The 25,942-nt window shown below is 50.6% G+C and carries 20 protein-coding genes; 8 read left to right on the forward strand and 12 right to left on the reverse strand.

What is annotated here, in order from left to right; all coding sequences use genetic code 11:
- Positions 1–7 precede the first annotated feature (7 nt).
- Positions 8–2,647, reverse strand: a complete 2,640-nt coding sequence (locus MO867_RS10550; RefSeq protein WP_252466418.1) for a TonB-dependent receptor — start codon at positions 2,645–2,647, stop codon at positions 8–10.
- Positions 2,648–4,307: 1,660 nt separating this feature from the next.
- Between MO867_RS10550 and MO867_RS10555 the strand changes: the two genes are divergently transcribed.
- Complete coding sequence (locus MO867_RS10555) at positions 4,308–5,126, forward strand: hypothetical protein (protein ID WP_252466419.1); 819 nt, start codon at positions 4,308–4,310, stop codon at positions 5,124–5,126.
- A 303-nt stretch (positions 5,127–5,429) separates the two neighbouring features.
- On the opposite strand, the gene prpF is transcribed toward MO867_RS10555, so the two are convergent.
- From prpF to MO867_RS10580, 5 genes are all read right to left on the reverse strand, one after another.
- Complete coding sequence (gene prpF, locus MO867_RS10560) at positions 5,430–6,608, reverse strand: 2-methylaconitate cis-trans isomerase PrpF (protein ID WP_252466420.1); 1,179 nt, start codon at positions 6,606–6,608, stop codon at positions 5,430–5,432.
- A gap of 3 nt (positions 6,609–6,611) precedes the next feature.
- Positions 6,612–9,209: a Fe/S-dependent 2-methylisocitrate dehydratase AcnD gene (gene acnD / locus MO867_RS10565; RefSeq protein WP_252466421.1), complete on the reverse strand. Its 2,598-nt coding sequence runs from the start codon at positions 9,207–9,209 to the stop codon at positions 6,612–6,614.
- Between the two features lie 126 nt (positions 9,210–9,335).
- Complete coding sequence (prpC, locus tag MO867_RS10570) at positions 9,336–10,463, reverse strand: bifunctional 2-methylcitrate synthase/citrate synthase (protein ID WP_252466422.1); 1,128 nt, start codon at positions 10,461–10,463, stop codon at positions 9,336–9,338.
- Positions 10,464–10,549: 86 nt separating this feature from the next.
- On the reverse strand, positions 10,550–11,428 hold the full coding sequence (prpB, locus tag MO867_RS10575; RefSeq protein ID WP_252466423.1) for a methylisocitrate lyase: 879 nt from the start codon (positions 11,426–11,428) through the stop codon (positions 10,550–10,552).
- Between the two features lie 3 nt (positions 11,429–11,431).
- Entirely contained in the window at positions 11,432–12,112 is a 681-nt protein-coding gene (locus tag MO867_RS10580; RefSeq protein WP_252466424.1) for a GntR family transcriptional regulator, read from the reverse strand.
- A gap of 301 nt (positions 12,113–12,413) precedes the next feature.
- Between MO867_RS10580 and MO867_RS10585 the strand changes: the two genes are divergently transcribed.
- Positions 12,414–12,938, forward strand: a complete 525-nt coding sequence (locus MO867_RS10585) for a DUF2062 domain-containing protein (protein WP_252466425.1) — start codon at positions 12,414–12,416, stop codon at positions 12,936–12,938.
- Here MO867_RS10585 and MO867_RS10590 read toward each other — a convergent pair.
- The 5 genes from MO867_RS10590 to MO867_RS10610 all read right to left on the reverse strand — a co-directional run bounded on the left by MO867_RS10590 (position 12,935) and on the right by MO867_RS10610 (position 18,358).
- Positions 12,935–13,324, reverse strand: coding sequence for a hypothetical protein (locus MO867_RS10590; RefSeq protein ID WP_252466426.1), 390 nt, complete (start codon positions 13,322–13,324; stop codon positions 12,935–12,937). The two genes, MO867_RS10585 and MO867_RS10590, sit on opposite strands and share 4 nt — an antisense overlap.
- A 27-nt stretch (positions 13,325–13,351) precedes the next feature.
- Positions 13,352–14,611 carry a lipoprotein-releasing ABC transporter permease subunit gene (locus MO867_RS10595; RefSeq protein ID WP_252466428.1) on the reverse strand — a complete coding sequence of 420 codons (1,260 nt, stop codon included), beginning with the start codon at positions 14,609–14,611 and terminating at the stop codon, positions 13,352–13,354.
- Positions 14,604–15,356, reverse strand: coding sequence for a lipoprotein-releasing ABC transporter ATP-binding protein LolD (gene lolD / locus MO867_RS10600; protein ID WP_252466431.1), 753 nt, complete (start codon positions 15,354–15,356; stop codon positions 14,604–14,606). Before lolD ends, MO867_RS10595 begins: the two co-directional genes overlap by 8 nt.
- 74 nt (positions 15,357–15,430) lie before the next feature.
- Positions 15,431–16,672: a lipoprotein-releasing ABC transporter permease subunit gene (locus MO867_RS10605; protein ID WP_252466434.1), complete on the reverse strand. Its 1,242-nt coding sequence runs from the start codon at positions 16,670–16,672 to the stop codon at positions 15,431–15,433.
- A 51-nt stretch (positions 16,673–16,723) separates the two neighbouring features.
- Positions 16,724–18,358: an alpha/beta hydrolase gene (locus tag MO867_RS10610; protein WP_252466436.1), complete on the reverse strand. Its 1,635-nt coding sequence runs from the start codon at positions 18,356–18,358 to the stop codon at positions 16,724–16,726.
- Between the two features lie 285 nt (positions 18,359–18,643).
- Here MO867_RS10610 and MO867_RS10615 point away from each other — a divergent pair, with 285 nt between their 5' ends.
- From MO867_RS10615 to asnS, 5 genes are all read left to right on the forward strand, one after another.
- Positions 18,644–18,940, forward strand: coding sequence for a hypothetical protein (locus tag MO867_RS10615; RefSeq protein ID WP_252466439.1), 297 nt, complete (start codon positions 18,644–18,646; stop codon positions 18,938–18,940).
- Between the two features lie 168 nt (positions 18,941–19,108).
- Entirely contained in the window at positions 19,109–20,269 is a 1,161-nt protein-coding gene (locus MO867_RS10620; RefSeq protein ID WP_252466441.1) for a sterol desaturase family protein, read from the forward strand.
- 95 nt (positions 20,270–20,364) lie between these two features.
- Positions 20,365–20,625 (forward strand): L,D-transpeptidase family protein, encoded by a 261-nt coding sequence (locus MO867_RS10625; RefSeq protein WP_252466444.1) that lies wholly within the window; start codon positions 20,365–20,367, stop codon positions 20,623–20,625.
- 155 nt (positions 20,626–20,780) lie between these two features.
- Positions 20,781–21,008 carry a L,D-transpeptidase family protein gene (locus MO867_RS10630; RefSeq protein ID WP_252466448.1) on the forward strand — a complete coding sequence of 76 codons (228 nt, stop codon included), beginning with the start codon at positions 20,781–20,783 and terminating at the stop codon, positions 21,006–21,008.
- Positions 21,009–21,153: 145 nt separating this feature from the next.
- Positions 21,154–22,560, forward strand: a complete 1,407-nt coding sequence (gene asnS / locus MO867_RS10635; RefSeq protein WP_252466451.1) for an asparagine--tRNA ligase — start codon at positions 21,154–21,156, stop codon at positions 22,558–22,560.
- Between the two features lie 51 nt (positions 22,561–22,611).
- On the opposite strand, the gene MO867_RS10640 is transcribed toward asnS, so the two are convergent.
- Complete coding sequence (locus tag MO867_RS10640; protein WP_252466453.1) at positions 22,612–24,573, reverse strand: GMC family oxidoreductase; 1,962 nt, start codon at positions 24,571–24,573, stop codon at positions 22,612–22,614.
- A 758-nt stretch (positions 24,574–25,331) separates the two neighbouring features.
- Here MO867_RS10640 and MO867_RS10645 point away from each other — a divergent pair.
- Positions 25,332–25,709 (forward strand): Tse2 family ADP-ribosyltransferase toxin, encoded by a 378-nt coding sequence (locus MO867_RS10645; RefSeq protein ID WP_252466455.1) that lies wholly within the window; start codon positions 25,332–25,334, stop codon positions 25,707–25,709.
- The last annotated feature ends 233 nt before the right edge of the window (positions 25,710–25,942 follow it).

Raw genomic sequence — 25,942 nt, forward strand, 5'->3', positions numbered from 1 at the left:
GAACTACTTAAAAGTTGTAGTTAAAGCGTACACCGTAGCTCGTTGGGGCAGAAAAAGGACCAGATACCAGGCCGTCACTGCCATCTGCGTAGTATGGAATAACTTCATCGGTCAAGTTGTTACCATAGGCTTCGACATTCCACTGATCGTCCGGACTCACATACTTAACAGACGCATTGACCATCCAGAAGGCATCGCGGCTATCATCAAATGCCGAAGTGTCATCCGCAGGGAAATCATGCTTATCAACGTTCCAGTAGGTCAGGTACGACTCGTCTTCCCAGTGAATACCGATAAACGGAATAATTGCACCACCGTGGGCCAACTCAAAGGTGTGATCGTAGTTAATGGTAAAGCTAAACTCCGGGGATGCTGGCAGCTCATTACCCTTCAGGTTACGGTACAATTCATCATTACTGTTGTCATGAGCAGCAGCCCAGTCATCCAGTTCAAACAGCGCCTGATTGTTAAAGTTCCAGCGGTTTTCAAAGTCAGAGGTAATCTCAGTTTGCATCCAGGTAGCAAAGCCGCTGACTCGGCCATTCGGGTATGGAGCCCAGTCGAATTCAAACTCCAAGCCCATAATTTCGGAGCCAGCCGCATTTTTGGTGAGGTAAATTACCGCAGGCTCTGAAACAATATTTCCAGTAAGTACGCCTTCGTCATCCACTTCGCGCACCAAAAACGTATATGCAGTATCCGGTGCAGCTAACTGCATATCTTTATACTTGGAAAAGAAAAAGGTACTGGCAAGATTCAAACGGCCATCCAGGAAGGTACCTTTGGCACCCAGCTCCCAGGTTACAACTGTTTCTTCATCGTAGTTGGTGTCAAAAGTCGCAGCTACGACCCGGTTGCCATCTTCGTCGTAGATGTCTTCTGCAGTATTCGGGTCTTGCTCAAATTGGTAGATGACATCACCCAAACCGCCAGATTTGAACCCTGATGCGACATATGAATAGAGCATCACTTCATCAGTCAAATCGTAATCCAGACCAATACGGTAATCTGCGTGACTCCAGGTCCTACTGGTATCGTTATAGGTATTTACAGTATAAATTGAATTGTCTGTAAAATAGCCGGTAGACAATTCGTTAAAGAGCGCCTGGTCATAGGCAGGGAAACACCCATACTCCCCAGTTTCGTCAGTATTGATGGACCGATCACGGGTACAAGTTAAGTTGTTACCGCCTTCATCGCTCTTCTGATCCTCGGTGTATCGCCCACCAAGCGTAAGATGCAGTGTATCGGTAAGGCTATAAGTTGCCTGGGCAAAGACTGCACTAGCCTCAACAGTTCTTTCTGGCTGCTTCCAAAAAGTCGCGTTATCCAATGAGGCCAGGAAGTAACCATTCAGGTCAGTAGTCTCGTGGAAATAGAACAGACCTGTGATCCATTGAAGGGGGCCATCACCCGTAGATTGCAGCTGCAGCTCATGGGAATAAGAGACATTTTCAGCATCTGTGATACTCATGCTCATATCCCAGGTATTGCGACCTGCATCCACATCAATCAAGTTACTGCGATTCTGTACCGCGTAGCCTGTGTTGTACACAAAAGCCATACTGTCACTGAAATCCCAACGGAAGTTGGAACGAAACGAGTCCATGCTCAGGTCAAGCTTACCGGGAACGTTGACAGCAACGGTGTACTCATCAGCACCTGATCCGTAATAAGTTTCGCAGTTTACGCCATCAGTGCGCTGTTCGGCCTTATCGCAGTCGATGGTATTAATACCACCGGCGCTGCTGTCCTGGTAGTGCTCAACTACCGCATACCAGGAAATATCTTCCGTCGGTTCCCATAGGGCGCCAATACGTACTGCCTGCTGATCAACATTTCCATAAAAGTCTTCAGCATCCGCTCTTACCAGCGAAACATCCTCAGATGCCCACCAATTGCCATTCTGGGTGAAAGTGCGTTCTGCGTCATCAGAAAGCGCGGTCGCCCCAAGGCTGTCAGCATCGATATAACGGTTGTCATACTGGTTAGCATCATAGTAACCCGTCAGGTAGGAATCGCGCGTTTCGTCCATAAACGATGCGCGAAGCGCAAAGGTATCAGAAACCGGGATATTGATAACGCCCTTGACCAGCTCTTGATTCCAGCGGCCAAGTTCAACACCAATCGTGCCTTCAAACTCATCAATTACCGGCTTCTTTGAAATAACGTTGATAGCACCCACGGTAGAGTTACGCCCATAAAGGGTACCCTGCGGCCCACGCATGGCCTCTACCCTTTCAGAGTCAAACATCATTGCCATCGCAGACTGTGGGCGCGAGGAGTAAATACCGTCAAAGTGCAAACCGACCGCCGGATCACCAAGTTCACTGGTATTTGTAGAGCGCACGCCGCGCATGGAAATTACAGGAGAGGACTGGGAGGCATCGTAGCCAATATCCACATTAGGAATAGTATTTCCCAGGTCTTTTATATTCTTAATCCCCTGACGATCCAGCTCTTCCTGAGTAAATGCGCTGATCGCTACTGGGGTTTCCATCAGGTTGGTTTCACGCTTGGTTGCGGTAACCGTCACTTCTTCCAGCGCCCAATCTTCATCCTGCTGGCTGTCTTCCTGCGCCCAAGCCGACACTACCGCGACATTTGCCATTGCAATAGCAATGGTAAGTGGTTTTTTAATTCTCATTGATGTCTCTCCAATCTGCTGCAAGAGGAAAACCATATTTATTTTTTATGCATGGCAATCCCAGAGGGCCGTCGGTAGTACGGCGGCTAGACTAAAATCTCAAAAATAAGGGATCTAAGAAACTCAGATACGATAGAGCGGATCGCGACTAGGACAAATCGGACCAGTTCAATGTCAACACCTATAAGGGACTGACTAATAGGTCAAACAGGGATTGGGGTATTCTGGTTTTATTTGCTCACTTGCGGCAAATTTTTAGACTTTTTTAGCTTACATTCCCCCTGGATTTTCCCCATAGAAGCCTATCAATATACTTAGCTGAAAATATAAAGGCTATATTCGATCCCCTCTATCTGTGACTGGTGATCCTCCCCCATTCTTCAAGGGGCTGCCGAAATTTCCCAAACCAAGGTGATAAAACGGACTATATTTGCCGCCAATGATTGATCTCAAAACCAATTGGTTGTTGGTTCGGCAATATCGCAGCGAATAACGACCAACTAAATCTGCTGACAATAGTCCTGTGGCAGCGGAAATGCTCAAGGATTTTTTCATACATCTCAGTCCGGGTCAGCCACAAATGCTCTACAGATAGTCACCCGCCAACCATACCCATTGATTTGTAATGCGGCATAAGCGTGAGGGTTAACTGTACGATAGTACTTGTGTAAATTCGTTCTTTCACTCTCCAAAAGAGGAGCACATCCCTGACGAGCGCCTTACAACCCAAAAAGCCTTTAATACACAACAAGTTGCTCAGTAATATATGACTGACTGAAGGATAAAATCACCCGAACGACATAGGGGTATCAATACTCATTGAATACTTCCATGATGGAATTACCACACTGTAGAGCTCATTAGAAACTGCAATTGTCAATTGTGCCGAACCTGGCCAACCATCGAAGCTTGACTTCACCCAAACCCTAAATAAACTCCGCCCATTTTTACTGGCGGTTGGCAAACATACAAACTTTTAAAATCCACCTTAAGTGCCAAGAAAAATTTTTTTGCCTCAGCATTCCAGACACAGCTCACAAGTAAAAGTAACACTTCGCAGCTCGAACTTTACTTAAAGTACTGCAATTCTTCCAGGCCACCCTTTTCAACTAGAGAATCATTTCCAAAGACTTATTATAGAAATTAAAAAATTTTGAATGAGGTGAAACTCAAACCATTAATAGAAAAAATAATTCGACGTTAGTTGCGAAGCCCCTCTCATTTTTTACATATATACCGGCTAAAAAACTATGAATTGAATGCTGACTGCTATGCTCACCCCGTCCAAAAGTTGGCCTCCAGTACGGTATTCTCTTACTAAGCCAATTCACCATGAACCATTGACATACCAACAAACGCCAGATCAACTGATGGAGATTTTCGAAAATACATACCATTATCTTTTTACAGGAAGGATGCCATGCATTGCTTTTTTAAAATTAGGTATTTTCTGTTTGCGTTACTGTTGATTTTCTCAGGCACCAAGGGGCACACTACCACCCTTGATGATTTAAGGGCTCACACTCCGACATCAGATAAAACCTGGGCTGAACAGTGGTTTTACAATATCGCAGTACCTGATGTCGGATATTTCAAGGTGAGCTTCCAGACCTATATCGCTCCAGATTTCTCCAAGCCTAACCCCAAAGCGTATATACATTTGGCCTTCACTCCATTTAATGGAGAATCGATTAAGTATGATTTATTTTTAGATGAGGTCAGTCTAACTCACCCGAGTGATCCAAGTAAATTTTACTATGAGGTTCCAGGGGTTATTGTGGCTGATGAAAAGGCCATTCAGATAAATCATGAAAATTTTAATTTCAGTATGCGCTGGAATGGCGAACACCACCACTACTGGCATGGTTTAAATCCTGGGCAAACGCCATTTGGGATCATCCCTGAGATTCCAGGCGTGGGCGGCCGTTGGTTTTTATATACCATGGGAACCCCAGTACAATATAGTTTTTATGATGGCACCCAGTCGCTAATGGGGACAGGTTATGCCCAGCTGGATAAAGGCTGGTATGACAAAGAATCCAGTGCCGGGATGGCCTATAGCATGGGGCTCTCTGATGATCTTTACTATATGTTTACTGGTGCCAAGCTTGGCGATTCAGACCTTGAAATGTGGGCAGGGCGTTATATCTCCAACGAACACGACTTGGCTTTCTACCCTGCATTTAATAATTTGTCTGTAAAAAGGGTGATAGATTCCTGTTCCGGATATATGAAAATTGAACTCAATAAAATCAGATACAAGCTGGTTGTCGAGGCACAAGCCGACATCAATAGTTTTTATCCCAATGAGTTCCCTTCGGTCATTATTTTTGGTGGTGAGCAGCGGTATATGAAGTCGATGCAAGCTAAAATGAATTTTTCCCTATACAAAAAGGGAGACTTGATTGAATCAATTTATATGCCGCAAGCCCTGCTGGAGTTTAGCGGGCCGATGGCCTGCGATGATTTTTTTGAGTAACACTTGCAGAAATTCGCGTTTTAGCTGATCCCCTCTATATTCAGCGACATCACCAAGTGTCGCTGAATATCACGACATTAAGCCCCCATGAAGAATTTTGAACCCATTTGGCAGCGCCAAACTATCCAATCATATTGCAAGACAATCATCGGTACTTTGAAATTAAGATACATATCCATGTAAATACCAGCCTGGGAATTACTTCTGAACACTATTTGTATCCCGCTAATTTGCAGACATATGGAAACGGAAACGCGCAGATGTCCAAAGGGGCTCTGCTGTTTCGACCATTGAACTTAACGATTAGAAACTATCACCCGGAATTCGCACCCACCCTTCCATCAAGATGCGGGCACTTCGGCTCATTATGGCTTTGGTGGCAGTCCACTGCCCATCGACCTCTTCCGCGTGAGCACCCACGCGCAGAGTGCCGGAGGGGTGACCAAAGCAGACTGAATTCCGCTCACCACCACCGGCGGCAATATTGACCAGGGTTCCGGGAATAGAGGCAGCGGTGCCGATAGCCACAGCGGCGGTGCCCATCATGGCGTGATGCAGTTTGCCCATCGACAAGGCGCGCACGAGCAGGTCGATATCAGACGCATCGACCCTTTTGCCACTAGATGCAATATAGCCCTGCGGCTTGGCCACAAAGGCAATTTTTGGTGTGTGCTGGCGCGTTGCCGCTTCCTCTACAGCGGAGATCAATCCCATTTTTACCGCGCCATAGGCTCGAATGGTTTCGAACATGGCTAGCGCTTTGCTATCGCCATTAATCGCATCCTGTAGCTCTGTACCGGTATAACCGATATCATCCGCATTGAGAAAGATCGTGGGAATACCGGCGCTGATCATAGTGGCCTTGAATACACCAAAATTCGGCACATCCAGATCATCCACCAGGTTGCCGGTAGGTAGCATGGCACCCTCGCCGTCGGCGGGGTCCATAAACTCAATCGCTACCTCCGCCGCTGGAAAGGTGACACCATCCAGCTCAAAATCCCCGGTTTCCTGCACTTCGCCGCTGGTTATCGGCACACGAGCAATAATTGTTTGGCCAATATTGGCCTGCCAGATACGCACGCTACAGATACCATTTTCCGGCACTCTGGATGAGTCCACAAAACCACTGTTAATGGCAAAGGCACCGACGGCAGCAGTGAGATTACCGCAGTTACCGCTCCAGTCGACAAAAGGTTTGTCGATGGATACCTGACCAAATAGATAACTCACATCATGATCAGGCTTATCGCAAGCAGACAGAATTACCGTCTTACTGGTGCTCGAAGTGGCGCCACCCATGCCGTCGGTTTGCTTGCCATAGGGGTCAGGGCTGCCAATCACGCGCAGCAGTAAATTGTCACGGGCCTCCCCTGGCACCTGCGCAACCTCGGGTAGGTCTTGCAGGCGAAAGAAAACACCCTTGCTGGTTCCCCCACGCATATAAGTCGCGGGAACTTTTACTTGAGGAGCAAATTTCATAACTCAGGCCGTCACCCCTGCTTCGAGGAAGTCTTTGGCAAAACGTTGCAGGACGCCACCGGCTTCGTAAATGGAAACTTCTTCAGCGGTGTCCAAACGACAAGTCATGGGCACTTCGATCGCCTCTCCACTGGCACGGTGGATCAGTAGAGTCAGGGTGGCATGCGGAGTACGCTCACCGACCACATCGAAGGTCTCAGTGCCGTCAATGCCCAGGGTTTCTCGGCTAGTGCCCGGCTTAAACTCCAGCGGCAATACGCCCATACCGATCAGGTTAGTGCGGTGAATGCGCTCAAAGCCTTCAGCAACAATAGATTCAACCCCAGCCAGACGCACGCCTTTGGCAGCCCAGTCGCGAGAGGAACCCTGACCGTAATCGGCACCGGCAACGATAATCAGCGGTTGCTTGCGCTCCATATAGGTTTCGATGGCTTCCCACATGCGGGTGACCTGCCCTTCCGGTTCGATACGGGCCAGGGAGCCCTGCTGAACGATACCGCTCTTATCGCGTACCATTTCGTTGAGCAGTTTCGGGTTGGCAAAGGTTGCACGCTGGGCAGTGAGGTGGTCGCCGCGGTGGGTTGCGTAGGAGTTAAAGTCTTCCTCTGGCAATCCCATTTTCTCCAGGTATTCACCAGCAGCGCTATTGGCTAAAATCGCATTTGAGGGTGACAGGTGGTCGGTAGTGATATTGTCACCCAACACTGCCAGCGGGCGCATACCCTTCAAGGCTCGCTCACCGGCCAATGCCCCTTCCCAGTAAGGCGGACGGCGAATATAAGTGCTCATTGAACGCCAGTCATACAGGGGATTGCCCTGCTCTTCCGCCACGTCCCGCTCTTCAAACATGGGGATATACACATCGCGGAACTGCTGCGGCTTTACACTCTGGCGCACGATCGCATCGATCTCTTCATCGCTGGGCCAGATATCTTTCAAAGTAATCGGTTTGCCTTCGGCATCGTATCCCAGCGCATCCTTTTCGATATCAAAACGGATGGTTCCGGCAATCGCGTAAGCCACTACCAGCGGCGGTGAAGCTAGAAATGCCTGCTTGGCATAGGGGTGTATACGGCCATCAAAGTTGCGGTTACCAGAAAGCACGGCGGTTGAATACAAATCGCGATCGATCACTTCCTGCTGAATTTTTGGGTCGAGGGCACCGCTCATACCATTACAGGTGGTGCACGCAAAGGCCACAACACCGAAGCCCATCTGCTCTAAATCCGGCAGAAGATCAGCCTCCTGCAGATACATTTTCACCGTCTTGGACCCGGGTGCCAGAGAGCTTTTCACCCAGGGCTTGCGGCTCAGGCCGAGCTTATTGGCATTGCGGGCAATCAGGCCTGCGGCAATCATGTTGCGCGGGTTGCTGGTATTGGTACAGCTGGTAATGGCCGCGATAATCACCGCGCCATCGGGCATCTCGCCCGCTTTTTCTTCCCAAGGCTTGGCGATGCCGCGATTGGCCAGCTCAGAAGCCGGCAGCAATGCATGGGGGTTAGATGGGCCAGCCAGGTTACGACCTATATGAGTTAGGTCGAACGTCAATACACGCTCATATTCGGCATCTTTCAAGGTGTCGGACCAGAGCCCGGTTTCCTTGGCAAATTTCTCAACCAGTGTCACTTGTTCATCATCACGGCCGGTGAGCTTCAGATAATCGATGGTCTGCTCATCGATCGAGAACATGGCCGCAGTGGCGCCGTATTCCGGCGTCATATTGGAAATGGTGGCGCGATCGCCCAAGCTCAAATTGGAAGCACCTTCGCCATAGAATTCCAGGTAGGCGCCAACCACACGCTCACGGCGCAGGAATTCAGTCAGAGCCAAGACTAAATCGGTGCCGGTAATACCAGGCTGCAGTTTGCCAGTCAGCTCTACGCCGACGATATCCGGCAGACGCATATAGGAAGCACGGCCGAGCATAACGCTCTCAGCTTCGAGGCCACCTACCCCAACAGAAATAACCCCCAGAGCATCCACCATCGGCGTGTGACTGTCGGTACCGACACAGGTATCCGGGAAAGCCACACCTTCGCGCACCTGCACCACTGGGGACATTTTCTCCAGATTAATTTGGTGCATGATGCCGTTTCCGGGCGGAATCACATCCACGTTTTCAAAGGCGGTTTTAGTCCAGTTGATAAAGTGAAAGCGGTCTTCATTGCGGCGCTCTTCCACTGCGCGGTTTTTCTCGAAGGCATCCTTCTCAAAACCGGGGTGCTCTACCGCCAGAGAGTGATCCACGATCAACTGGGTGGGAACGACTGGATTTACCTTGGCAGGATCACCGCCCTTATCGGCAATGGCATCGCGCAGGCCCGCGAGGTCCACCAACGCGGTTTGACCGAGGATATCGTGGCACACCACACGCGCTGGGAACCAGGGAAAGTCCAGCTCACGCTTGCGCTCAATAATCTGCTTGAGGGAGTCGGTCAGCCTATCCGGCTCGCAGCGACGCACCAGGTTTTCCGCCAGAATACGGGAGGTATACGGCAGTTTGGCATAGGCACCGGGCTGGATCGTATCTACGGCGGTGCGGGTATCGAAATAATCGAGGTCTGAACCTGGCAGTGATTTGCGGTAATCAGTATTCATAGCTTGGTAAATCAGTCGAATCGTTTTTTAAATAGTATCGCTTCTGAGAGCGGCTTCAGGTCACCAATAAAAAGCAACCTGAAGCCGGCACACTGGGTGTGCATCATTTCTGGAGAGAAATGAAAATTAACCGCGCTTGGCGATTGGCGTTACCGTGCGTGGCTCTACACCGACATATTCCGCACTTGGGCGAATAATGCGGTTGTCTGCGCGCTGCTCAAACACGTGTGCAGCCCAGCCAGTAACGCGGGACATCACAAAGATGGGCGTGAACAGCTTGGTGGGGATGCCCATGAAGTGATAAGCGGAAGCGTGGAAGAAATCGGCATTACAAAATAGCTTTTTCTCACGCCACATCACAGCTTCACAGCGCACAGATACTGGGTACAGTCGGGTATCACCAACATCTTCAGCCAGCTTTTCAGCCCAGGTTTTGATGATCTCATTGCGCGGATCGGACTCGCGGTAAATCGCATGGCCAAAGCCCATTATTTTTTCTTTGCGCTCGAGCATGCACAGCAGCCCTTGTTCCGCTTCATCCGGGCTGGAGAAGCTTTCAATCAGCTCCATCGCTGCTTCATTGGCACCACCGTGCAGCGGTCCACGCAGGGTGCCGATGGCACCAGTAATGCAGCTGAACAGATCAGACAAAGTGGAGGCACATACGCGCGCGGTAAATGTAGATGCGTTGAACTCATGCTCGGCGTACAGGATCAGGGAAACATTCATCACCTGTTCGTGCAGAGGATTAGGTTTCTCGCCGCGCAGCATGTGCAGGAAGTGTCCACCAATACTGTTATCATCCGTTTCGGTTTCGATACGCACATCGTCGTGAGTGAAACGATACCAATAGCAGATAATGGATGGGAAAGCGGCCAGCAGTCGGTTGGCTTTTTCCAATTGCTGTGCAAAAGAGTCTTCACCTTCCAGATTGCCCAACATGGAACAACCGGTACGCATTACATCCATGGGGTGGGCGTCGGCAGGAATACGCTCGAGTACTTCCTTCAATGCTTGCGGCAAACCACGCATACTCTTTAGCAGCGCCTTGTACTCAACCAGCTGAGCGCTAGTGGGCAGCTCCCCGTAGAAAATCAGGTGGGCAACTTCTTCAAATTCACAGTTCTTCGCCAGGTCTTTGATATCGTAACCGCGATAAGTGAGACCAGAACCCGTTTTACCTACCGTAGACAGCGCAGTTTTACCCGCTACCTGACCGCGCAGGCCAGCTCCACTCAATGCTTTCTCTGCCATCGTCTTATTTCCCCTGTTTTATACACATTGCTGTGTTCATCCAATTGAAAGCGCAACTCCCAAACACCGGTCCGGGAAGCCAATCCTTACTTATTGAAAAGCTCGTCCAGCTTCTGCTCAAACTCGTGATAATTCAGGTAATCGTACAGCTCTTCACGGGTCTGCATGGTATCGACAACCGCTTGCTGGTCACCATTTTGCAAGATGTTGGTGTACACGTTTTCGGCTGCACGGTTCATCGCTCGAAATGCCGACAACGGATACAGTACGATATCTGCACCCGCTTCGCCCAAATCTTTGCTGTTATACAGCTTGGTTCTACCAAATTCGGTAATATTGGCCAAAATCGGCACATTTAGTGCGTCCTTAAAGGCACGATAGTGTTCTAATTCAGTTACTGCTTCAGCGAAGATACCGTCTGCACCAGCCTCAATGCAGGCCTGGGCGCGCTCAATCGCAGCCTCTAGCCCTTCCTGTGCAAAAGCATCAGTACGCGCCATGATGAAGAAGTCGTCATCGGTCCGTGCATCCACAGCGGCCTTGATGCGGTCCACCATTTCCTGCTTGGAAACAATTTCTTTATTGGGCCGATGGCCACAACGTTTCTGGGCGACCTGGTCTTCGATATGCACGGCAGCTGCGCCAGCACGGATCATCTCTTTAACAGTACGGACAATATTGAAAGCCCCTCCCCAACCGGTATCGATATCTACCAGTAAGGGCAGCTCGCTGGCAGCAGTAATGCGGCGTACATCCTCGAGCACATTGTCGAGACTGGTCATCCCCAGGTCCGGCAGCCCGTAGGAAGCGTTAGCAACACCAGCGCCAGAAAGATAAATAGCCTTGTGACCAATACGCTCGGCCATGATTGCGGAATAGGCGTTAATAGTACCAACCACTTGCAGCGGTTGATTCTCAGCGAGTGCGGCGCGGAAACGCGCGCCAGCGGAAGGCTTTTGGCTCATGCTCTACCTCAGTTTGTTTTCAATGTTTATCCTTGAAGCACGGATATGTCGGCGCATTAGCAACTCAGCCAGCTCCCCGTCCCCGGCCTCAATGGCTTCAATAATATGACTGTGCTCACGAAACGCCCGCCGGGCCCTGGGACTGGCCATACCCAATTGGTAGCGATACATACGGACACGGTAATAAAGACGGTTGCACAGGGTGTCGATCAATAAGTCGTTCTTGGAGGCTTGCACTAGGCGAAAGTGAAAGTCGAAGTCCCCTTCCGGCTGGAAATACGCCTTACCAGCTTGTAATTCTTCTTGTTGCTCGTGGTGATCGAGCATTTGGCGCAATTCGACCAAATCATCCTCGGTACGCTGTTCGGCCGCGAGACGACACGCCATGCCCTCAAGGGCTTCGCGCATATCATAGAGCTCTAACAGACCGCGCTCACTCAAGTCCACAACTCGAGCGCCCACATTGACCCGCCGCTCCAGAAGCCCTAGGGACTCCAAGCGCATAAGCGCTTCCCGCAAACTCCCGCGACTGGCATTAAATCGGCGCGCAAGTTCCGGTTCGCTGATCTTACTGCCAGGGGCAACCTGCCCCTCGACGATTTCAGCTCGCAAGATCAAAAATAAGCGTTCGGCCAAACTTCGACCGGCATCCGAAGCTGAATCACCTGTACCAACTAAAGCCATGTCGCCCCTAGATTGTCGACAATCCTATTAAAGTAAGACCTTAAATCACAAGCTTTTCGACGTCAACCGAATAAACCATTAAGGATTGTTGACAATAGGGCAAAATGGGTGACTTTTCATAGACCAGTAGTCTTGCCATCTTTTAGTGGGCATAATAGCGCCCGCGCCAGATAGGGTATGCCCTGCTAATGCCGGCGCTCTATGCTTATCTGGGGCTGAGGGAAAATCCCATAGAAAGAATATCCACGCCTCGGAACAGCGCTTATTTTAGGCTGCCACCACCCAGGTTATAGACAGAGTTATGCCGAAGAGTATTATCAGGCGATGGCTGCCAAGCCCCGAAGAAGTTCGAGCCAACAACGGCCTCAAATTTCTGGGGACTCTTCTTCACGATCCCAATCTTTTTCATCTGAACCGCCACTCGGTCTCGGTCGCTTTTGCAGTTGGCGTATTTGTCAGCTTCTTGCCGCTACCCGGCCAAATGGTGCTTGCTGCACTACTCGCTCTGTGGCTGCGCTGTAACCTGCCTTTATCGATGATTCTGGTTTGGATTAGTAATCCGATAACTATGCCGGCTATTTTCTATAGCACCTACAAGCTTGGCGCTTGGGTGTTGGGGGCGCCACCGGTGGACTTCAGCATTGAGCTATCTTGGGAGTGGTTAACTACTGAGGTGAGCAAAATCTGGATACCGCTATTTACCGGCTCACTTTTAGCCGGCGCCTTCTCTGCCGCCGTCGCTTATTTTACCATGCGAGCCCTTTGGCGCTGGCATGTCGTGAAAAGGTGGAAACTGCGCATACAAAGGCGCTCAACTGCGGGTTAGCATTTACCGCTGGATGCCTTCTCCACAATCCAATAGGCGACCCCCCCAGCGACGACTGCCAGCAGTGCAGAAAAAAGATAGCCGGCAAGGATTCCCAAAGAAAGTGCGACAGGCGCGCCAATCAAGAAAGTCCAAAGCGCGACTTTAGCGGCGTTGGCGACAGCCGCCAACGCCGCTGCCCAAACTGCCATCAGAGCAGAAAGGGCCACACCAATAGAAACAATCCAGGTGGGCCATAGCTCCCAACCTTCCTCATAGCATACCGATCCCTCGTGCATGCCATGAGGGCAGAAACTGAGGACATACCATTCGTCAAATAATAACGTGAGATATACCGCCAGGCACCAAGCTAAAATCGCCGCCGGAACTGGCAGTAACTTACGCAAAACCTGGCGACTCTTTTTTACTCCCACTCACTCGTTGCGCAACGCCGCCGCCGGCTGCACCCTACTGGCTTGCAGGGCCGGATAGAGAGTCGCCAACAGACTGAGAACAAACCCAGCCCCCACTACGAGAACCACATCTCCCCACATTAATTCAGACGGCAGGTAATCCACCGGATAGACGTCGGACTTCAAGAACTGGATACCCAGTATTGACTCAAGTCCCGCTACCAGATCTGTAATCGTCAGAGCCCCCAACACGCCCACGGCACCCCCAACCACAGCGCCCACCAACCCCACTAGCGCGCCCTGACTCACAAAAGTCAGCAAAATCTGCCGGGTACTGGCCCCCATGGTTCTGAGAATGGCGATATCGGTATGCTTATCGATAACCACCATCACCAGCGTGGAAACTACATTGAAGGCCGCAATTGCAATAATCAACAGCACCAACAGCCCCACCAGATTGCGGGACATTTGAATCGCCTGATACAGGTTGCCGTGGGTTCGACTCCAATCGGTTCCGTAGAAATTGCCCCTCGGCAACTCCGTCAACAAGCGCCGCATCACCCAGTTGGCCTCTAGCATTTCTTTAACCCGCAACTGAACCCCAGCACCACTATTGCCACCTGCCAGCGCTTTGGCCTGCTGCCAGGAAACCAATGCAAGGGACTGATCCAGTACTGTCCCCGAATGGAATACTTCAGCCACTCGAAACCCGGCCACCCGGGCTGCACGACGGGCACCGGTAACACTATTCGAATTGGGCACAATTAAAGAGAGATAATCCCCCGCCTCCACTCCGAGTTTCTCTGCGATTCCAGTACCCAGCACCACACCTGGCTCCGAGAGATTCAGCAAAGCCGCAAAAGACTCTTTCTTGAGGAAGTCGCCAATACTGGAAACCTCGGCAATGGTTTCCGGATTCACTCCCTGCACCAACAGCGGCGTCACTTCCGCCCCCCGCCGGGCCAGCGCATTCACCTGCCAGACTTCTGCTGCGGAAAGCACCTCTGGGTCAGATGCCAATTGCTGACGCAGTTGAGGCCAGTCCACGTCCGGACTGGCGTTATAGATGGTGACGTGGGGCATAATGCCAAGAATGCGCTCTCTCAATTCGCGGTCAAAGCCATTCATCACAGACATCACCACAATCATCAAGGCAACACCGAGCACCAGACCAATCATCGACAGTCCGGAGATAAACGACACCAGCCCCGATGAGTCATCACCTCGGCGCTGAGCGCCGGCATAGCGCAGCCCAATAAATGCGGAAAGTGGTTTAAACATGATCACCCTGATGCCAATCAGCGATCAGCTGCCCATCAATCAGGTGCAAGCAACGGTCCAGTGCCGCTGCCAGGTCGGGGTCGTGGGTAACAATAACGAAACTGATCCCCATCTCCTGGTTGAGCCGATTCATCAATTTGTGAATTTCTGCAGCAGTCGCTCGATCAAGGTTACCGGTGGGCTCATCCATCAATACACAGGCAGGCCGGGTAACCAGAGCCCTGGCAATCGCCACCCTTTGTCGCTCACCACCGGAGAGTTGTGAAGGCTTGTGCTCCATACGCTCACCCAACCCAACGGCCTTCAGTATCGTCTCTGCTTCACTGCGCGCTTCTGCCACCGGGCGCCTGCCAATCAGCAGCGGCATGGCAACATTTTCCAGGGCACTAAATTCATTTAGTAGATGGTGAAACTGATAGACAAAACCGAGATTACTGTTGCGCAGCCAACCCCGCTCATTAGCATTTAATTCAGCAAGATTCCGCCCCGCCACGCGGACTTCGCCGGAACTCGGCGTATCAAGGCCACCCAGCAAGTTGAGCAATGTCGACTTGCCGGAACCTGAGGCACCCACGATGGCCAATTTCTCGCCTCGTTTGACCTCCAATTCTACGCCACTCAGCACTTCCAGGTCCCTGCCTCCCTGGCGATAGCACTTGCGCAATTGGCGGCATGCCAAAACAGCATCCTCTCCAACCTGTGCGGGTTGCGCCTGTTCAGTATCTATTTCCACTCGACTGTTCATCAAACTGTTCGCCGTTTCTCGCCCTGTATAAATTGCACTCGATAAAGCTTCCAAGCACCTGATTTATAGATAAATTATTCGTAACGCAACGCTTCCGCTGGTTCGATTTGTGCCGCCCGCCAAGCCGGAAACAGTGTCGCCAACAGGCTCATACATATCGCTGCAGAAAGAACTACAACCGCATCCCCTACTCTAAATTCAGAAGGCAAGTAACTGACAAAAAAGACACGCGGATCAAATATCTTTGCGCCAACCACCGTTTCAACCCAATTCACCATCTCTGTCAAATTGAGTGCAATCAGGATACCCAGTGCAGCCCCAACGAAAGCGCCAATGATTCCTATAGCACTGCCCTGAATCACAAATACCGCCATAATCTGGCGTGAGGTCATCCCCAATGTTCTCAGCACGGCAATATCAGAGCGCTTGTCGGCAACCATCAAAACCAGGGCCGAAACAATATTGAAAGCAGCGACGGCAACAATGATCATTAACATCAGGGTAACCACCGTTTTTTCCATTTTCACCGCCTGGAAAAGACTCCCCTGGGAGTCCCCCCAGTCTTCTCCCTGAAAGCCCTGCCCCAGTTCCTGCGCGTAAACGGACACACGGCCCAGAGCATTGTCCATATCATCAAAACGCAGCTGTAGCCCCTGCACCTTCCCAGACATCCGGGTAAGACGTGCGGCATCTTCAATATTGATCAGGGCCACATTTTGATCCACCTGCGCGCCCACAGAAAAAATACCGGCGACGGTAAAACGTTTGGTTCTCGGAAAAATGCCCGCCGGCGTGACACTCACTTCTGGCAAAGTCAGAATAACGGAATCGCCGGGAATAGCACTGAGCTGGTGGGCAAGGATACGCCCAAGTACCACCTTGTAACTACGAGGCTGCAGCTCATCCAGGCTGCCCATCACCATATGTTCGCCAACTGTCGACACTTTGCGCAACGCCTGCGGCTCCACGCCCTGAAATTCAGCACCGTGGCTACTGCCATTGGCGCTTAAAAGAGCATAACCGTTGACAAAGGGGCTACTAGCGACAACATGAGGCTGAGCCTCCAGCTGTCCAGCAGCACCCTGCCACTCTGTCAGGCCTCCTTTACGCTCCACAAATCCATGGGGAACAATGCTTAATATTCGAGTTTTTAGCTCACGATCGAAGCCATTCATTACAGAAGTAACAACGATCAAGGCAAGAACACCAAGGGCCATTCCCAGGAGGGAGAAGCCGTTGATAAAGGATATGAACTGCTGTCGGCGGCGAGCTGCCACATATCGCAGACCAATAAAAAGGGGGACAGGTTTTAACATAGAGTCGATTTAAACGGAAAAACGCCAAGAAATCCAAGGGTTTAGCCAAGTTTACCGAACGTTGTAAGTCTTCAGCTTCGCTTCCAGGCGCTCCAGCGCCTCTCCGCTCCAGTTTTCTGGCTCAGTGAGCGCCAGCCAAGCCTCAGTGTAACCCTTCGGCGTATAGCGATGGCCAAACGATAGCGGAGCGATCCCCACATTTAAATCGGCAAACAGCTGTAAACCTGTAACGATGGGATACCACTTAAGATCTGGTGACACATCCGGGCCTCGCGGTGTATCCAACCAGCCAGGCTTTTGTACCACCCAGCGAATGTCAAAAAATACTATTGGGTCACTGGCATGCTGCAAATAGGCAATTCTAAACCGTCCCCAGGGCTCCTGCCCGATATAGCCACCATACTGATTGCCAAATCTAACTACAGACCCGCCTTTAAACTGGGGCAACCAGGCCGGGGTGCCCGGATCACGATTGTTAGTGATCCTAGCCCATAGACCAGTGCCAAATGGCGGCCCCGCCCACAGAGCGCCACCTATCGGATCGTCAATAATGTCATAAAAGTCAAAGGAATTCTCCGACAACTGAGCACCGAGACTAAGACCGAAGAGATAGAAGCGCGGGCGACCATCGGCGGGAAGGGTCACCCAGTAGTCATAGATCACTTTAAACAGCGCCCGAGCTGACTCAAGTCCATAAGTGTCATCGGCCCAAAGCGCAACCGGACTCGGTAGGAAAGAGTATTGTCCTGCGACAATGGCGGTATTTCCTCGATAGAGGAACTCCAGTGAATTCACTGCGCCCGGATCCAACCAACCCGCCCCTGTTGGCGTAGCCAGAAGAAGTATCTCTCTCTCAAATGCTCCCGTTCGCTTAAGCTCCTCCAGCGCCAGCTCCGCACGCTTGATCGGTGTTGAGGCAGACTGAAGGCCCACAAACACCCGGATAGGTTCAATGCCCGAGCCCGCAACCTCACGGATGTCGGCCGCTGTCGGCCCCAATACCAGGAAACGACGCCCAAAGTGACCGAGATCAATCCAACTAACTTCAGATTTTACGCCACCACTTTTGGTCACCTTCGTCGGCGGCGTCAATCCTTCCGATGTAACACTATCAAATCCTTCATAGACCACCTCAATGATGTGAAGTCCGGTTTTTAGCAATACACCATTGAAAACCGCCCAGTAGAGCAATATCGCCGCGCTGGCACCAATCAGAACCGCTACCCGCTCCGGCACATGCTGCTCAACCCTTCGCGCCACTAGGTGCATGATGCGCTGAAACCCTTTACCCAGGGCCCACAACAGTAGAAACCCAAGTAACGCTGTCAAGCCAACACTGAGTGCCCCTATCGAGGTCACCGCCTCCATACCCATTAAAGCGCGAATGGAATTTTGCCACTGCACCCCACGCCACAGAAAAGCAACAATAAGCACCACACAAAAGATCAATACACTCCGATCAAATAGACGGCGCTGCCAGGGAGTGGTCCGGAGACAAGGTATTTCCAAATAACGCCATAACCAACACAGGAATACACCCAGGACATAACCCACGGTAAATGCCATTGCAGCCAGGATACCTTGCATAAAGTTACTGCGAGGTATTAGAGAAGGGGTCAGGGAAAGAGCAAAAAAGATGGAGCCAATCAGCAGACCAAGGATTGAAAAAGTTTTAACCAGCTGCATCCGGGCCCGCTCGATATACCAAGCATGAATAAAAGCCTAGCACAGGCCCCAGCCACTTATTAGCGGCCCAGCACCCTCCCACAATGCCTCCACCTGACTCTATATTGGCGACGAGGAAAAGGTCGCTGTACTGCCACCAGATTCCACACGGGCGGCGCAGAATAATAGTAGCTGGCACACTTATCCCCATATAAGGCGCGAAAAACGTGAAGAAGAACAAGTGCGATGGCGTAAATTCTGTTTTAATGGGACAGCTAAGAGAACATCAAAAACGGAGAACAAAAAATGTTCAGCAGACTCCGCAGCGGATTGACTTATCTCGCTGGCTCAATGGCAATACTTCTTGCGCTTGGCGCCCAGGCGACCACGATTGAAGTACCGGCAAGCAGCCCGGGGGGAGAGCTCACCATTGAAGAAGTCCGTGGGCTTAAGAAAGATGATGTCACCTCGCGCCTGGGAGACCCCCTTGGTATTCATGGCCCCATAGGCGAGCCCGCAATTACGCGCTGGGAATATAGCGGTTTCTTCGTGTATTTCGAACAAGATACTGTTCTACACACCGTGAAAAAGCCCCGCGGCTAAACACAACGCTTAGTAACCTCACGCTTAGGCTGGGCCTCTCGCGAAACCAGCCTACCCCTCCACCCGATGGGGCACACCCCGTCACAACCTCTCGCTTTTTCCCACCTCTTCAGTAAAAATCTGCGCCCTCAGCAAGCACAATTGCGCTACCAGTGACAGATAGGCACCATGCCAGAATACCATTATCAAGAACGACAAGTCCCTCAAGACGAAACCAGTGAGTTTCGAATTGGTGAAGGAAAAATCAGCGGTTATGCCTCAGTACTCCTGGGCGGTCTGAGTTTACTCGCGGTTCTCGCCTATCTATTTCCCGCCTACTTGACCACCACTGAACTGCGCCAGCTTTACGATGCGGAGTACCTCCAAAAAATACTGAAGTACGGTATGTACTTTTCACTTTTTTTTGGCGTTGTGACTTTCTACCTGAAGAAATTTCGACGGATGGGATTTTTGGGAGTGATGCTCACCGGCATCGCTTTTCTGTTGGGCGGATACAGCATCCCTGTCGGACCCGTAGAAGCGAAGCGCTTATCTCTGGGTGTCGACTGGCTGATTCTGGCCTTCCTCGGTTCTGTAGCCATTTTTGTCACCCTGGAAAAGCTGATCCCCAAATACAAAAACCAAGTTATCCTGCGTAAAGAATGGGGACTGGACCTCTTCTATTTTTGCTTTAATCATTTGGCTATTTCGGCCATTTTGATTTATGCCAACTACCATGTCACACATTTTGATTGGGCGATTAGCGAGACAGTACAAGCCTCTATTCGCAGCATACCGACCCTATTACAATTTGCCTTGATTATTATCTGTGCAGATTTTGTCCTTTACTGGGAACACCGCCTGTACCATGAAATAAAATTTCTATGGCCCATTCACGCCGTGCATCACTCAGTGGAAACCATGGACTGGCTCGCAGGCTCAAGAGGACACTTCATCCAGACTTTCTCAGAGCGCGCGATGGTTATGGTCCCTCTTTATTTGCTGGGCGTGGGCGAAGCCGCTCTAAACCTCTATGTAGCATTCGCCGCCTTGCAAGCTGTGCTAATTCACTGCAATACCAAGCTACCTTTCGGGCCACTCAAGTATATTTTCGTAACACCCCGATTTCATCACTGGCATCACAGCTCTGAAAAACCCGCCATTGATACCAATTATTCTGCGCATCTCTTACTATTCGATTGGCTGTTTGGCACCCTGCACTTCCCCAAAGATCACTGGCCCGCAACCTACGGGACGACTCGTAAACTCCCGCAAACCTACTTGGGACAAACGCTCTACCCCATTACGGTATTTAGACGGCAGCAAGAACCTGAGAAGCGGGAGCCTTAGCGGGCGCTTGAGAGTGCATTTCCAACAAACGATTAAAACTTGCGGAAGCGGTGAGCCCTCAACATATTCTATCCGGTCAATGGAGATTCCCGACTGTGCGCTATATAGCCACCGCACTATTTATGCTTTCGAGCTTCGCATACGCTGACGCCACCCTGGTGCAAGTGATCAAGTCAGAAAATCAGATGCAATTGCTGGACGGAAATACCATTATAAAAAGCTATCACGTGGCTTTTGGAGGGCAGCCCAAGGGGCACAAGCAGCAGGAGGGCGATGAAAAGACCCCTGAAGGGCACTACACCCTGGACTACAAAAAAGAAGACTCATCCTTTTATCAATACTCCGGACAGCTTTAGCCCAGTAATTTTGGGGGCTGCAGCTCAAGAAGGTAGCTATTGGCAACTCAAGGCTACCTTAGACTTGCGATAAAATAGCCCTTCGAGGCTCAAGCCTTATAGATTCAGGGGCCCTAGCCCTCTAAAACTGTCCGAAGTATTGCTTTTATAGAGCCATGCATATTTCCTACCCCAATGCGCAAGACCGGGCACAGGCTGAAGCTCGAGGCGTCTCAGCTGGCGGACTTATCATGGTGCACGGCCAACGCAACCGGCTCGGCTGGCTCGCACCACTCACCCAGCATTTCAACTGGACTGATGGCTGTATTGCCCTGAGTAACGACCAGATGGATGAGTTTATGTCGCTTGTTCAAACCGGTACCCCCATTGAAATTCGCCGGTGACAACAAGGTGCATATCACCAAGGGGCTGGATTTCCCCTCTGCAACACGTCAATATGCCCGCCGTAACTTTACCTTGGTGGAATGGCCAACTTTTAGGCAAGCTGGCAGAACACCACCTTCAGGACTAGCGAGAAAGCGATAGAAAATGACAGTAAAAGTCGAATCCGTAGATAGCCTATTAAAGTCCACCGGCCGCGAGGGCGAAGAAGTTCGCGTGCAGGGCTGGATCAGAACCCGTCGTGATTCCAAAGCCGGCCTCTCCTTCCTGGCTGTACATGACGGCAGCTGTTTTGATCCGATCCAGGTGGTGGCAGAAAATAATCTGCACAATTACCAGTCTGAGGTACAGCGCCTAACTACCGGCTGCGCAGTGGACATTATCGGCACCGTGAAGCCTTCCGAGGGCAAGGGCCAGTCTATCGAACTATTAGCCTCTCAGGTAGAAGTGGTTGGATGGGTGGAAGATCCGGATACCTACCCCATGTCCCCCAAGCGCCACACCATGGAGCACTTGCGTGAGCACGCTCACCTGCGCCCACGCACCAATGTCAGCGGTGCCGTGGCCCGTGTACGCAACTGCATCGCCCAGGCAATCCATCGCTTTTATCACGAGAACGGTTTCCTCTACGTGCACACCCCAATTCTCACCGCCTCCGATTGCGAGGGCGCCGGTGAGATGTTCCGTGTGAGCACCCTCGACATGGAAAACCTGCCGCGCAATGAGCAAGGTGCGATTGACTACAGCAAGGATTTCTTCGGTGAGGAGAGCTATCTCACGGTATCCGGCCAGCTGAATGTTGAGAGCTACTGCCTAGCCATGTCCAAGGTATATACCTTTGGTCCCACTTTCCGCGCGGAAAATTCCAACACCACTCGCCACTTGTCTGAGTTCTGGATGGTGGAACCAGAAGTAGCCTTTGCCGACCTGGCAGATGTCGCCGATCTGTCCGAGCAAATGCTGAAGTACATCTCCAAGGCGGTACTCGACGAGCGCGCCGATGATATGGCCTTCTTCGCTCAACGTATCGACAAGGAGGCTATCAGCCGCCTGGAGAACATCGTTAATAATGATTTCGCCCGCATCAACTATTCTGACGCGATCGAAATCCTGGAAAAATGCAAAGAGAAATTTGAATTCCCTGTCTCCTGGGGCATCGACCTGGCCTCAGAACACGAGCGCTACCTGGCCGAGAAGCACTTCAAGAAGCCGGTAATCGTGATGAACTATCCCAAGGACATCAAAGCGTTCTACATGCGCATGAATGACGACGGCAAAACTGTGGCAGCCATGGATGTACTGGCACCCGGTATTGGCGAAATTATCGGTGGCGCCCAGCGTGAAGAACGCCTGGAACGACTCGACGAGCGCATGGATGAAATGGAAGTGCCTAAGGAGCACCTGGGCTGGTACCGCGACCTCCGCCGATACGGCACAGTGCCCCATGCAGGCTTTGGCCTGGGCTTTGACCGTATCGTGTCCTACGTGACCGGTATGGGCAACATCCGCGACGTGATCCCCTTCCCGCGCACACCAAAGAACATTTCGTTCTAACTGACAAAAGCCCCGCTTAACGGGGCTTTTTCTTTTCCAACTGAAAATTGACTACGCGCTTAAGCCCACAGCGGTTGCAATAATGTCATCACTGGCCTTTTCGCTAATCATATAAACCGGCACCACAATAAAAAAGCCAGGTATCCTCGGAAATACCGAGGCATCCACTACCCGCAAGTTATTGGTACCATGTACGCGGAACTTACTATCCACTACCGCCATCGGATCACTGGCCGGCCCCATTTTGTTGGAACAGGAAGCATGGTGCCCCCAGGACTGGTTTTTAACGAAGTCACCGATCTGCTGATCTGATTGCACTTCACTGCCCGGCAGTAACTCCCTGGATATCTGATTGCTCACTAGCGGCCCGGCCATAATATCCCTGGAGATCTTTACCCCTTCGATAACCGCCTGCAGATCTTCCCCAAGGACATCGTTGCCCTCGCCAAAGTAGTGGAAATTGATTTCAGGAGTATCTCGAGGATCTGCCGAGCGCAATGTTACCCGTCCCGCTGTGTTATTGGTGTGCCCTTTCAGTACAATCCAAGAGAAGCGATCCTTGTAGTTTTTCAGTGCCTGAGAGTATCCAGGAAAGTAACCGTGGAAATCCGATGGCACTCCAAAGATAAACAAGTCTGGATCCTCCAGGTCCGGCCTTGAACGTTTAACCAGGGACAGCACTGGGCCATTGCCACTATAAGGCCCTTTATTCAGCCAGCCGTAGCGATAGCGGTTCAAGCAGGGGTCACCCTCCTCGCCCCAGGTACAGTCTTTGAGCAGGGCCAAATCCTCACTCATTTCACTGACCACACCGACTTCATAGCGATCCTGAAGGTTTTCCCCCACCCCGGCTAAATCAACGACTGGATCGATACCATGGTCGCGAAGCTCATGCGCGGGGCCGATTCCCGATAACTTCAAAAGTTGCGGACTATTAAAAGCCCCTCCAGACAAGATCACTTCCCGACTAGCCCTTACCTGTTGCAATACTCCACTGGAAGCGGCCTCATCATAGTAGGGATCTGCCTTATACTGCCCCGCACCTTCCAGGAATTCGACACCAACCGCGGTATTCCCCTCAAACAAAACCCGTGTGGCCAAGGAGTCGGTACGAATGTGCAGCAAATTGGGGTAAATGGCCTGGGTGTCTAACAGGTGCTCACGCACACTACTGCGGCGACTTCTGCTATCTGCTGCCATTGGTGCGATAAAGGGTCCCTCTTGGCCAGCGGCCACATCCCAGTGGTTGATATCCAAGCGCAGATTGCCGCTTACTATCTGCTGCAAAGCGCCCTCTAACCCGTATCTAGCCAATGCCGCCTTTACAATTTTCAAAACCGCAGGGTCTTCCAACAATAAAGCGGGATTCCCTCGATTGGTAGGAAGCCAACCATCAAACCCATGGCGAGATGGATTTGAGAAAATTGGACGCGCCAGGTACTGACATCGCTCAAGGCGCTCAAAATACCGCCGCATATTGGCGCTGTCCCAGGAGATATCGCCGGTAGCCTGCGCAATACGGTCGAAATCGTTGTTGTGTGGATATACCGTGATCAAAGCATGGTGTGTTGTACAGCCACCAATAGTGCTGGCTCGTGGATACAAAATCCCTTTGCCGGGCACATACTTGTCGTCCAGCATTTGCTGATTAATATCCGCATAGTGCTTAACGAAAAAGTCCCAGCTTAATTTTCGATCTTCGGATGCAAAAGGATGCCAAGCGGGGATATTATGGGTGTCATCGCTAGCATCATTCGAGCCCGCCTCCAGCACTAATACAGAAAATCCCGCCTTCACTAAATTTACCGCTAAAGGCCCACCACCAGCCCCAGACCCCACTATCACATAGTCATATTGGTCATAAAATTTTCGTTCCAATAATGACAGTGCAGAAACGATTCCCGTTGACGCTGCGGTGGCAGCCACACCCAATTGAATAGCACGTTTGGCGAATTTACGGCGATTAACCCCGCCCTCCGACAAAGCCTTATTTGTTATATCCTTATTCTTCATAGTGTTTTTATCCGTTTCGATTCAGGATTCCATCTGGCGCAGATATTATGCACCGCCCCCCCTAAACTTTTGGACAAACGCGGCTCCTTATGCTCAAAGTTGTATGCAATCAACAAAGAAAAGAAGCACAGTACGCCGATGCGGATAGAGCAACTCTCAACGAGCAACGACTTATCGAGCAACAGCAAAAAGATTTAAAATTAATAATAAAATCGATATTTTTTGAACAGAATCTGTGCATGATTTTAGTGGGACTGAATCCCAGGCCAGCAGGATAAGCTTTGATACAAAACCCCATGCAGGCATTGCGCACCAGAACAACAACGACAAAAAATCTCAAACACCATTAATGCTCACACTATTTTTTCAGCAGCCAGGGAGAAACGTTTTTAGAATAAATTTAAATAAAATTTATAAGCGCATAGAACTGTTAAATAGAACTGAAAATCTTAAAGGTGTAACATTGTCAGTAATCGCTGTAAGCGAGTAACAAAAACAACCTCCCCACGACACTTTCGTGAACTTTCTACACAAAACCTGAAACAAATCCCTTTTCATCTCCGCCTAGCATCTAAAACATTGCTTAAAGTACCAACCCGTAGTTATGATTCATTTCATAGCAATCATTTGCGAATTTAGGAAAAAAACTAGATTTACTTGCAAATTAAAGAAGGTGCCGATCACATTCCAAAGGGAATGCACAAAGATATCGCATTTAGCTTTTAGCCGATGATCGTGAGAAGGAGAAGGAGATCAATATGTCTGGAAACGAACTCTATATCACCTATGAGGAACTATTAAAACTTGAGGGTTTTAGCAGCTCCAGTACAGGCATGATTCAAGCTCAAGGTATAGACACTATGTATCTCGATGATATCCAAGTCATTATCGCCAACGCAAAGGGAGTTCAAGCTTTGGATCGAGAGGCTATTAACAAACTCCCCCTAACAGGGTGGGTCTGTAGATTTCCCGCAAGCATGCACCCTCCGCACGGCTTAAAGCTGGTACGGACCGACGACCACCACTTCACCATTGCTCCCACTCGAAACATGTCTTTGCGAAAATTTGAGACACTGGTCAAGGAACTCACCGTAAGTGCCATCACCATATTCAAGAAACAAGGCCGAGCTGTATAGTAAGCAGTCGGTAATTAAGAGCGCCAACTAACAATAACGGCTTAGTTGGTGTTTCCCATTTGAAGAAAGGGCCCAAATACCCTCCTATCAGACTCGCAACCACCCCAAACACAACTATCGTCCCAATTTATTTATCCCAGCATATGCTCAAACTCAGAGTTATTGTCAATTCTGGTGCTCAACAGGCCTGATCAAGCAGCGCTCTGGTCGACTGTTGGCACCTCCTCTCCATC

The sequence above is a fragment of the Microbulbifer okhotskensis genome, assembly GCF_023895975.1.
GTDB classification, from domain to species: domain Bacteria; phylum Pseudomonadota; class Gammaproteobacteria; order Pseudomonadales; family Cellvibrionaceae; genus Microbulbifer; species Microbulbifer okhotskensis.

Coding starts and splice junctions, on each gene's coding strand:
- MO867_RS10550 (WP_252466418.1), bottom strand. CDS start 2,647: ATGAGAATTAAAAAACCACTTACCATTGCTATTGCAATGGCAAATGTC.
- prpF (WP_252466420.1), bottom strand. CDS start 6,608: ATGAAATTTGCTCCTCAAGTAAAAGTTCCCGCGACTTATATGCGTGGG.
- acnD (WP_252466421.1), bottom strand. CDS start 9,209: ATGAATACTGATTACCGCAAATCACTGCCAGGTTCAGACCTCGATTAT.
- prpC (WP_252466422.1), bottom strand. CDS start 10,463: ATGGCAGAGAAAGCATTGAGTGGAGCTGGCCTGCGCGGTCAGGTAGCG.
- prpB (WP_252466423.1), bottom strand. CDS start 11,428: ATGAGCCAAAAGCCTTCCGCTGGCGCGCGTTTCCGCGCCGCACTCGCT.
- MO867_RS10580 (WP_252466424.1), bottom strand. CDS start 12,112: ATGGCTTTAGTTGGTACAGGTGATTCAGCTTCGGATGCCGGTCGAAGT.
- MO867_RS10585 (WP_252466425.1), top strand. CDS start 12,414: ATGCCGAAGAGTATTATCAGGCGATGGCTGCCAAGCCCCGAAGAAGTT.
- MO867_RS10595 (WP_252466428.1), bottom strand. CDS start 14,611: ATGTTTAAACCACTTTCCGCATTTATTGGGCTGCGCTATGCCGGCGCT.
- lolD (WP_252466431.1), bottom strand. CDS start 15,356: ATGAACAGTCGAGTGGAAATAGATACTGAACAGGCGCAACCCGCACAG.
- MO867_RS10605 (WP_252466434.1), bottom strand. CDS start 16,672: ATGTTAAAACCTGTCCCCCTTTTTATTGGTCTGCGATATGTGGCAGCT.
- MO867_RS10610 (WP_252466436.1), bottom strand. CDS start 18,358: ATGCAGCTGGTTAAAACTTTTTCAATCCTTGGTCTGCTGATTGGCTCC.
- MO867_RS10615 (WP_252466439.1), top strand. CDS start 18,644: ATGTTCAGCAGACTCCGCAGCGGATTGACTTATCTCGCTGGCTCAATG.
- MO867_RS10620 (WP_252466441.1), top strand. CDS start 19,109: ATGCCAGAATACCATTATCAAGAACGACAAGTCCCTCAAGACGAAACC.
- MO867_RS10630 (WP_252466448.1), top strand. CDS start 20,781: ATGCATATTTCCTACCCCAATGCGCAAGACCGGGCACAGGCTGAAGCT.
- asnS (WP_252466451.1), top strand. CDS start 21,154: ATGACAGTAAAAGTCGAATCCGTAGATAGCCTATTAAAGTCCACCGGC.
- MO867_RS10640 (WP_252466453.1), bottom strand. CDS start 24,573: ATGAAGAATAAGGATATAACAAATAAGGCTTTGTCGGAGGGCGGGGTT.
- MO867_RS10645 (WP_252466455.1), top strand. CDS start 25,332: ATGTCTGGAAACGAACTCTATATCACCTATGAGGAACTATTAAAACTT.